This is a genomic window from Kitasatospora sp. NPDC048296 (genome assembly GCF_043201815.1).
Taxonomy (GTDB): Bacteria; Actinomycetota; Actinomycetes; order Streptomycetales; family Streptomycetaceae; genus Kitasatospora.
Genome location: NZ_JBICZB010000203.1, coordinates 1 through 1,716, shown reverse-complemented (window position 1 = coordinate 1,716; position 1,716 = coordinate 1). Strand labels below are relative to the sequence as shown.

General features: G+C 70.1%; 1 protein-coding gene. It reads right to left on the bottom strand.

The window, feature by feature from the left end; all coding sequences use genetic code 11:
• Positions 1–147 precede the first annotated feature (147 nt).
• Positions 148–1,629 (bottom strand): IS1182 family transposase, encoded by a 1,482-nt coding sequence (locus ACGF12_RS38475; protein ID WP_393041286.1) that lies wholly within the window; start codon positions 1,627–1,629, stop codon positions 148–150.
• Between the last annotated feature and the right edge of the window lie 87 nt (positions 1,630–1,716).

Genomic DNA, 1,716 nt, shown 5'->3' with positions numbered 1-1,716 from the left:
CTAGGAGCGTGTCTCAGTAACCGGCAAGCGGCCGAGCGGTCGTGATCGGCGGGATCGGTCGTCGGCCGCTCGGCGCATGCCTGCTGGCGTCGGAGGTGTCGTCCTGGGGCCTGGGAATCGGCGCCGAGGGTCGCCGGCTGACGGCGGTCAGGCGAGCGCCGCGGCCAGTCCGGCGGCGCCGGTGTGGCGGAAGATCTTGCGGAAGTTGTGGCAGGCGGTCAGCAGGCGCCACTCGCCGCGGGCGCCGTCCTCGCCGCGCAGGAGAAGCTGTCGCCCGTTCTGGCAGGTCATGATCTGTCCGAAGACGGGTTCGACGATGGCCTTGCGGCGGCTGTAGGCCTTCCGGCCGGGCTTGGTCCGTAGTTTGCGGGCCATGCGCTCCTTGAGCGTGGCGTCCTTCGGGATGCGTCCGCGTGGTGCGGGCGGGACCTGCTCGTCGTGGCCGAGTCGGCCGGTGGCCATGAATGTGTCGGTGCCGCAGGCGAGTTGGCGCTCCCGTGCGGCTTCGAGGTTGGTCTCGGAGCAGTAGCCGGCGTCGACGAGGGCCTGCTTGGGGTGGGTGCCGGTGTTGGCGGTGGACTGGTCGAGCATCGTGGTGTAGTTCAGCGCGTCCGACGGGTTGGTCGTCACGTCCGCGGCGGTGATGACCTGGTGCTGCTCGTCGACGACGGCTTGGGCGTTGTAGGCCTGGATGTAGGCGCCGTCGCTGTTCTTCATGATCCGCGAGTCGGGGTCGGTGAAGTTGGCCTGGGCCTTCGGCTTGGGCCTCGCCTTTGCGGCGGCCTTCTCGCCGGCGTCCGCGACGGCCTGCTCGTCGCTTTCTCCGGCGCGCTGCTGGCGGCGGCGTTCCTTGTCCTTGGCGTGGCGGCGGGCCTTGTCGGCGGCCTCGGCCTCGATCTGGGCGCGGGCGGCCTGCAGCCGCGCAAGGCGCTTCTCGCGGCGGTCCAGTTCGGCGGGCAGATCGACGTCCTTGCCGTCGACGCCGTAGAGCCGGTCCTCGTTCGCGTCGGTCGACTCGGCATCCGCGAGCAGCGCGGCGGCCGTGGCCTCCAAGGCGGCGATCTCCGCCTCGACGCGTTCCTCCTTGTCGATGAGCCGGCCGTAGCTCATCGCCTTGTGCTTGGAGGCGTTCGCCTCCAGCTTCGTGCCGTCCAGGGCGACGCGGCCCATCTTGACCATGCCGAGCTTCTGGGCGAGGTGCAGTGACTGGAGGAAGAGGTCGGCCAGGGCGTCGAGGTGGCGGCGGCGGAACCGGGCGATCGAGCGGAAGTCCGGGGCCTGGTCGGCGGCCAGGAACCGGAACGCGACATCGTCCACACAGCGGCGCTCGATCGCTCGGGAGGAGCGCACGCCGGTGGTGTATCCGTAGATCAGCAGGCGCACCATCAGCCTGGGGTCGTAGGGCGGGTAGCCGCGCTTCTCGGTGTAGTCCGCCAGGACCGGGGACAGGTCGAGCACCTCGTCGACCAGGTCGGCGACGAATCGGGCCAGGTGGCCCTCGGGCAGCCAGTCGTCCAGCGACGGCGGCAGCAGCAGGACCTGGTGCGGGTCGAACGCCCGGAACCGCTTGCCCACCGGCGCCGGACGAGCCTGCGGTCGCTTCGACTCGTCCGGCTCAACCTCGAACAGCCCATCCCCATCGCGCATACCGTGATCATTCCGCACGAATGATCACGAGACGCACGCGGGTTGCCGGTTACTGAGACACGCTCCTAG